This is a genomic window from Streptosporangium sp. NPDC004631 (assembly GCF_053601935.1).
In genome coordinates this window covers 289,174-295,523 of the sequence record NZ_JBSGCR010000005.1, presented here as the reverse complement: position 1 = coordinate 295,523, position 6,350 = coordinate 289,174, and the positions used below count along the sequence as shown (strand labels likewise).

General features: G+C 67.1%; 10 protein-coding genes. 4 read left to right on the top strand and 6 right to left on the bottom strand.

Going from position 1 to position 6,350, the window contains the following annotated elements:
- Positions 1 to 73 precede the first annotated feature (73 nt).
- The gene (locus tag ACWEF2_RS07825) at positions 74 to 352 is read right to left on the bottom strand and encodes a helix-turn-helix domain-containing protein (protein WP_453812953.1); all 279 of its coding nucleotides are present in this window, start codon (positions 350 to 352) and stop codon (positions 74 to 76) included.
- Positions 353 to 746: 394 nt separating this feature from the next.
- Between ACWEF2_RS07825 and ACWEF2_RS07820 the strand changes: the two genes are divergently transcribed.
- Positions 747 to 1,127: a transposase gene (locus ACWEF2_RS07820; RefSeq protein WP_453812927.1), complete on the top strand. Its 381-nt coding sequence runs from the start codon at positions 747 to 749 to the stop codon at positions 1,125 to 1,127.
- Positions 1,128 to 1,192: 65 nt separating this feature from the next.
- Here ACWEF2_RS07820 and ACWEF2_RS07815 read toward each other — a convergent pair whose 3' ends face one another.
- Together ACWEF2_RS07815 and ACWEF2_RS07810 are read right to left on the bottom strand one after the other, a co-directional pair.
- On the bottom strand, positions 1,193 to 2,251 hold the full coding sequence (locus ACWEF2_RS07815; protein ID WP_453812925.1) for an IS110 family transposase: 1,059 nt from the start codon (positions 2,249 to 2,251) through the stop codon (positions 1,193 to 1,195).
- Positions 2,245 to 3,309: an IS30 family transposase gene (locus ACWEF2_RS07810; protein ID WP_453812923.1), complete on the bottom strand. Its 1,065-nt coding sequence runs from the start codon at positions 3,307 to 3,309 to the stop codon at positions 2,245 to 2,247. The genes ACWEF2_RS07815 and ACWEF2_RS07810 overlap by 7 nt, the downstream gene beginning before the upstream one ends.
- Before the next feature lie 110 nt (positions 3,310 to 3,419).
- Between ACWEF2_RS07810 and ACWEF2_RS07805 the strand changes: the two genes are divergently transcribed.
- Both ACWEF2_RS07805 and ACWEF2_RS07800 read left to right on the top strand, forming a co-directional pair.
- Complete coding sequence (locus tag ACWEF2_RS07805; RefSeq protein ID WP_453812951.1) at positions 3,420 to 3,998, top strand: DDE-type integrase/transposase/recombinase; 579 nt, start codon at positions 3,420 to 3,422, stop codon at positions 3,996 to 3,998.
- Positions 3,956 to 4,153, top strand: coding sequence for an IS3 family transposase (locus ACWEF2_RS07800; RefSeq protein WP_453812921.1), 198 nt, complete (start codon positions 3,956 to 3,958; stop codon positions 4,151 to 4,153). Before ACWEF2_RS07805 ends, ACWEF2_RS07800 begins: the two co-directional genes overlap by 43 nt.
- 1 nt (position 4,154) lies before the next feature.
- Here ACWEF2_RS07800 and ACWEF2_RS07795 read toward each other — a convergent pair whose 3' ends face one another.
- The 3 genes from ACWEF2_RS07795 to ACWEF2_RS07785 form a co-directional block, all read right to left on the bottom strand.
- The gene (locus tag ACWEF2_RS07795) at positions 4,155 to 4,718 is read right to left on the bottom strand and encodes a hypothetical protein (protein WP_453812919.1); all 564 of its coding nucleotides are present in this window, start codon (positions 4,716 to 4,718) and stop codon (positions 4,155 to 4,157) included.
- Between the two features lie 126 nt (positions 4,719 to 4,844).
- Positions 4,845 to 5,030: a hypothetical protein gene (locus tag ACWEF2_RS07790; RefSeq protein WP_453812917.1), complete on the bottom strand. Its 186-nt coding sequence runs from the start codon at positions 5,028 to 5,030 to the stop codon at positions 4,845 to 4,847.
- Between the two features lie 164 nt (positions 5,031 to 5,194).
- Complete coding sequence (locus ACWEF2_RS07785; RefSeq protein WP_453812915.1) at positions 5,195 to 5,836, bottom strand: helix-turn-helix domain-containing protein; 642 nt, start codon at positions 5,834 to 5,836, stop codon at positions 5,195 to 5,197.
- Between the two features lie 134 nt (positions 5,837 to 5,970).
- Here ACWEF2_RS07785 and ACWEF2_RS07780 point away from each other — a divergent pair, with 134 nt between their 5' ends.
- On the top strand, positions 5,971 to 6,342 hold the full coding sequence (locus tag ACWEF2_RS07780; RefSeq protein ID WP_453812949.1) for a helix-turn-helix transcriptional regulator: 372 nt from the start codon (positions 5,971 to 5,973) through the stop codon (positions 6,340 to 6,342).
- Positions 6,343 to 6,350 lie beyond the last annotated feature (8 nt).

The following is a 6,350-nucleotide window of genomic DNA, read 5'->3' as shown; positions in this document are numbered from 1 at the left end:
ATACGGAAAGACGATGCGCAGCAGTTCTTCACACAACCGCCACCATGCCACCAACGTGACTTTCCGTCACCCGTCACGAAAATCTTGCCAGAGCCCAGGATCTGACCGGCTTCGTCTTGGAAGCAGATCCACGCGTCCTGAGCCGCCGCCGTTCTTTTATCCGCCGCCACTGCTCGGTCTTCCACCAGGTGTTCACCACCTCGTCGCGCTCGGCGGCCCGGTGCACGCTCATCTGCGGCGACCAGCCCATCCGGTGCAACAACAGCGAGACCCCGCGCAGGCTGTAGCGGATATGAAACAGCCGGGCGATCAGATCGGCGATTCGCGCCAATGTCCAGTACTGATCTTCGATCCAGCCGTGCGCGGCCGGTCCGGCCCGCAGTTCGGACTCCAGATGCTCCCGTTGTTCCCCGGTCAGCCAGCACGGCCACCCGGCCGGCCCTTTGGAGGCCGGCGCCGCAGTTCCCCCGACCTGCCAGGACCGATACCAGCGGGCCGGCTGACATCGACGAGACCCGCAGCAACCGAGCTACCTCGGCCTGCGACGTCCCCCGCGCGAACATCCCGGCCGCACACAGCCGCACCACCTCACGTCGCGCTCCGTCTTTAGCGGTCAATCCACCGCCTTCCAGATACCTCATAACTCCGACATACCGAACAGATAGTCACCCAACGGTCTGGGGTGCTCAACGACTTCCGGACAGTCAGGAACATAACCTGACAGAGAGCCTGGAAGAGGTAGGTACGTGACGCGACGTCGCAGGCAGTTCTCGCCCGAGTCCAAGGAGGAAGCCGTCCGCATGGTGCTGGACGGCCCCCGCACAGTCGCCTCGGTGGCCCGCGAGTTCGGGATGAACCCCACCACGCTCGGCAGCTGGGTCAACATGCACAAAGCCATCCACCCTGAAGCCGAGCAGCCGCTGTCGGGGCCGGAACGGGCCTGTATCCGCGAGCTGGAGCGAGAGAACGCCGAGCTGCGCGAGAAGCTGACGTTCCTGAAAAAATGCGCGGTGCACTCAACCCATCAGCGCAACAGTGGAGCAAGTCTATCGGCCGGGGTGTCGAACTCGAGGGTCTTGCGGGGGCGGGTGTTCAGCTTGTGGGCGATCCGGTCGAGATCATCTTGAGTGAGATCGGCCATGCTGGCGCCCTTGGGCAGGTATTGCCGCAGCAGCCGGTTGATGCTTCTATGTCAAGCTGCGGACTGATGGTGTGTGATCTGGTGTTGCCAGGATGCTCGATCGGTGGTCATTGCCCGGTAAATGACGTCGATGAGGTGGCGTTGGAGGATGCGGCGGGCGCCGCGTTTGCCTTTGGTGGGTTCATGGCGGGCCAGGAGTTCCTGGGCGGCTGGGTGGAAGCGTTTCTGGACGATGGCCGCGGTGTAGAGAACGCTGTTGAGGCGGCGGTTGCCGCCTCGGTGGAGGCGGTGGCGTTCTTGGTCTGAGGAGTAGACGGGGATGGGAGCGCAGCCGGTGTAGCGGGCGAGCTTGGCCGAGGTGGGAAAGCGAGTGATGTCGCCGATCTCGGCGATGAGGACTGCGGCGGAGTTGTGGCTGATGCCGGTGATCTCCAGGAGGGCCGGGGCCAGCGGACTGACGATCTCCTTGATCGTGGCGTCGAGGTCGTGAACACGCCGGTTAAGCTCCGAGAGCTCGGCGGTCATGTCCAACAGGACCCTGCGAACGTGAGCGCCCAAGTGGGCGGCGGCCAGCAGGCAGGCCAGCGTGTCCGTGCCTTTGGGCCGGGCGAGGTCGCCCGGGGTGTGGTCGAGCCAGAGATGGAGCTGGGCTTTGAGCTGGTTGATCAGCGTGGTGCGGCGTTTGATGAGGTCGGTGCGGTAGTCGACCAGAACACGCAGCTCGCGGACGTGTTCGTCGATGCGGTGGCGAGCCAGTTCAGGGGCGGCGATGGCGGCACGGGCGGCCGCGGCGGCGTCGACGGGATCGGACTTGGCGCCGGTGGCGGCGTGGAGTCTGCGGTGGGCCGCGGTCAGCCGGGTGGGAACCCAGACCACCTCGTGGCCTGCGAGCGGCAGCCCGTCGGCCAGGCGGCGGGCGAAGCCGCGACCATCCTCGACAGCCCAGACGACAGGCGCGCCGTCGGCGATCGTCCGGACCCAGCCGAGCAGCGCGGTGATCAGCAGAGCGTCGTTCTTCACCGTGAACGGCTTGCCGATCCGCCGGCCGTCAGGCCCGACGGCCACCGCGACGTGGACGTGTTTGTGCGGGTCGATTCCCACTGTCACCATCGAGGAGTCCTGTTCTCTGCTGTAGCGGATGACAGACAGAGACGAGGCCCTGGCCAGGGGACAGACCTATTGCGAGTCGAAGAAGCCCCGCGCGACTCACCTTGCCCAATAGGTGTTCTCGTTGGTGCCACGCTGCCAGGGGCTATGAGGATCGGCGAAATAGACCGGCAAGCCGGTGTCGATGCGGTGAGGTCTTTATGCCCGGCCAGCTCCATGCCGCGATCCCAAGTCAACGACCTGCGAACTTGTTCGGGCAACTTGGTCATCGTCGCTGCCGGCCTCCTCGTGACGGTGGCCATGTCCCGGCCCTCGAGTTGAGCCAGAACAGTGAAGCGGGTCGTGCGTTCCACCAGCGTCGCGACCTGGGTCAAACCCCGCCCCAGCAGCAGATCACCCTCCCAATGCCCAGGGATCGCGCGGTCGCCAACTTCCGGTGGCCGCTGACTGATCGGGATGGCGTCCTTGATCTGGGAGCGCCATTGTCCGGTGACGGTGTTGTGGACGTTCCTGCGGGTGGGCCGGCCCGAACGCAGGTGCCTGGTCAGCTCCTTGGCCAGCACACCGCGGGCCTGAATGAACAACGACTTGTAGATCGTCTCGTGGCTCACCCGCATCCCCGATTCCGGCCGATAAGTGTTCCTCAGATACCCGGCGATCTGTTCGGGCGACCAGTCCTGGGCCAGTTTCTCCGCGACCAGCCGCCGCAGTGCCGGATGCCGGGCCAGCCGGCACGGCGTGGGCCGCCGGGCCCGCACCCAGGAGCGGTCTTCGGCATCGACGGCCCGATAGCGGGCGACGCCTTTGTCGCGGGCGATCTCCCGGCTGATCGTCGAGGCGGGCCTGCCCAGGGCGCGGGCGATGGACCGCATCGACTCGCCTCGCGCCAGGCCGTGGGAGATCTCCTCACGCTCGGCGAAACTCAGCGTCCCGGGCCGCCTGCGCCGCAGCGGCGGAACGTATCCGCCGTTGGACTTGACGACCGTGAAGACCGAGCCCGGTGGCTTGCCCAGCGCTCTGGCGATCTGGCTGATCGACTCGCCCGCCTTCACCGATCCCATAGCTCCCGCTTCTGCGCATCCGACATCCCCGGACGGCCCATCCTCGCCACACAACACCTCCGCGATCATCATCTCGAATGGTGTTGCGCTGATAGGTTGAGTGCACCCTCATCGTCGGCATCTTCGCCGACAGCCACCAGACCTACGGCTACCGTCGCGTGCACGCCGCGCTGGCCCGCGCTGGAGAGCATTGCTCGGCGGAGCTGGTCCGGGCGCTGATGCGCGAGTTGGAACTGACCCCGGTCCAGGCGCGGGCGTTCCGGCCGACCACCACCGAGCAGGGCGACTTCCGCGGCCTCCCCGACCTGGTCCGCCGGGACTCCACCGCGCCCCGTCCCGGGATCAAGCTGGTGGGCGACGTCACCTATATCCGCACCTGGGAGGGCTTCGTCCACCTGGCCACCGTCATCGACTGTCACAGCAAGGCCGTCATCGGCTGGGCGATGGCCGAGCACTACCGCAACGAACTGGTCCAAGACGCCCTGCGCATGGCGATCGGCACCGGCGTGGTCGAGCCGGACGCCGTCTCCCACACCGATCGCGGCCCGAACCCAAGAACTACACCAGTGACGCCTTCGGCCGGTTCTGCACCAACGTGCAGATCCGCCGCTCGGCCGACCGAACCGGCGTCTGCTACGACAACGCGATGGCCGAATCGTTCTTCGCCGCGCTCAAAACCGAGTGGCTGAACCGGTTCGTCTTCGCCACCCGCGCCAAGGCCAAGCAGCAGGTCATCCGCTACATCGAGGGGTTCTGCAACCGGCGGCGCCTGCACTCGGCCCTCGACTACCGCACACCCCTTGAGGTACTCACCGAGCATTACTCACACCCACGAGCCGCATAGGCTACGCCCACAAGCCGACTGTCCGAAAAATCCTGGGCGCCCCAGCGGGCATATGGCGCTGGGGAGACCGCAGAATGTTCAGGGCAGCGGTTGGGGTGTCGGCGAAGAAGCGGACTGTGGTGGCCTCGGCACAGCGGCCGAGGGGGCGGACGACGGTGATCGGCTCGGTCAGCTCAACGATCACGTTGGTCCGGGAGGACACCGCCATGCTGAGCCGCCCATTCGCCAGGGCGACCATGCTGCTCTCATTGTAGTCGTGGGACAGCCGCACCGAGGAGATCAGGTCACGCGGAACGCGCAGGTCGAAGTACACGCCGTAGCGGATGCGCAGTTTCTCGGGAGTCATGACGTGGGGCCGGGTGGCGCAGGCCGCGCCGAGCGCCAGCCCGTACACGATCCCGTAGACGTCGGCCACCAGCACCAGGACGCGCGGCCCATCCGGCACGTGGAGCGCCTTCAGCAGCACGTCCACTCCCACCGTCTCCACGCCCATCAGAAACAGCAGCACCAGCAACATCAACGCCTGTTCCCCCGCGTACGGCACAGCGGTGGCGCCTGGTGGCACGCCGTCGCGCGTCCCATAGGGCGAGGCTTAGCATGCCCTTCAGCTCGATCTCCGTGATCCTGCGCACCCGCACGGGTACCAGGTGGTGAACGGTTGTCCGGAAGGCCGCCCGCCGGTTAGCACCGCTCAGCCGATCAGCCCTGAACAGCCGGTACGCGGCCACCGCCTCCGAATGAGCACCAGCACGACGGCTGTCTCCGCCGCCGCGATCACCAGGCCGGGCAGCGCCACCCCGGAGACGAGCACGACCACGAGCAGCAGTTCCGCGGGGAGTACGATGAACAGGGCGGCGCGCGCGATCCTGAGCATCACGCCCTTTCCCTACAGCATTATCATAATCAGCCGGAACACCTCGGCCTGGGCCGGGGACACCTCGGCGAACAGCGTCTTCAGCCATCGCCTGTCCCCCGCGCTCTCCACAGCGCCGGATCCGGGCGGATGCGCATGATCGAGAGCCGAAACCGAGTTCGCCACCATCACCTTCGCCATCTCGTCGGGGACGTGGACGGCGAGGTCGGTGGCGAGCATGGCGACGCGGGGGTCGCCGGGGTCCGCGTCAGCGAGATCGTCGAGCCGTTCGTAGAGGGCGTGTCCCCGTGCGAGCACGGCGGGCTCGGTGAGGGGCGCATCAGGTCGAGTATCCGGGCTTGGTCTGCCGGGTCGGCCACCATGTTCACCAGCGTCAGCAGATCACGATCGATCTCGGCGAACCTTGAACCCCCGGCGGGTAGGTCGCGCAGTACCGCCGCCATGTCGCGAGAGACCATCGAGTCGGCATGGAGATCAGCCTCCGCCAGGAGCACGGCCAGCCGGTCCCGTCTGACGCTGATCGCCTCCTGCTCTTTGGCCAGGTCGGCGTCCAACTCCAGGAGCACCTCGCGCAACTCCCGGCCCTCATCGTCGACCAGTGCGTCGCGGAGTTCGTACAGCGACAGGCCCAGCCCGGCCAGTTGCCGTATGCGGGCGAGGGTCACCGCATCACGCAACCGATACTCCCGGTAGCCGTTGGCCAGCCTCACCGGCTCGGGGAGGAGACCCAGATGGTGGTGGCGCACGGTCCGGGTGGATACCCCGGCCAGCGCGGCTGGCTCGCCGATCCGCATGGCTTCATTGGACACATTGACGCCACGACAAGGTCAAACCCTCGCTTACGGTCCGGCGGGTTCACGCCGGGGCGGCGGTTCCGGTGGCGTGGGATGCTGGTCGGGTGACGCCTGAGGACCTCGCCCACCTGCGCCGGGCCCGCGACCTCATGGACCGTGAGTACGCGAGGCCCCTCGACGTGCCGGCGCTCGCCCGCGCCGCGCTCATGTCGCCCTCGCACTTCGCCCGGCGGTTCCGCTCCGTCTACGGCGAGACGCCCTACGGCTATCTCATGACGCGCCGCATCGAGCGGGCCAAGGCGCTGCTGCGCCGTGGCGACCTGACGGTGACCGAGGTCTGCATGGAGGTCGGCTGTACCTCGCTGGGCTCCTTCAGCTCGCGCTTCACCGAGATCGTCGGCGAGAGCCCGAGCTCCTACCGCGCACGCGACCACAGCGCGGGCGCCGCGGTACCGGCGTGCTACGCCAAGACCGTCACCCGGCCGAGCAGGATTCGAGAAGCCCCGGCAGGGGACAACTGAGTAGCGTT

Excerpts from the sequence above, each read along its gene's own strand:
- ACWEF2_RS07815 (WP_453812925.1), bottom strand. The coding sequence starts at position 2,251 with ATGGTGACAGTGGGAATCGACCCGCACAAACACGTCCACGTCGCGGTG.
- ACWEF2_RS07780 (WP_453812949.1), top strand. The coding sequence starts at position 5,971 with ATGGACCGTGAGTACGCGAGGCCCCTCGACGTGCCGGCGCTCGCCCGC.
- ACWEF2_RS07810 (WP_453812923.1), bottom strand. The coding sequence starts at position 3,309 with ATGGGATCGGTGAAGGCGGGCGAGTCGATCAGCCAGATCGCCAGAGCG.
- ACWEF2_RS07800 (WP_453812921.1), top strand. The coding sequence starts at position 3,956 with ATGGCCGAATCGTTCTTCGCCGCGCTCAAAACCGAGTGGCTGAACCGG.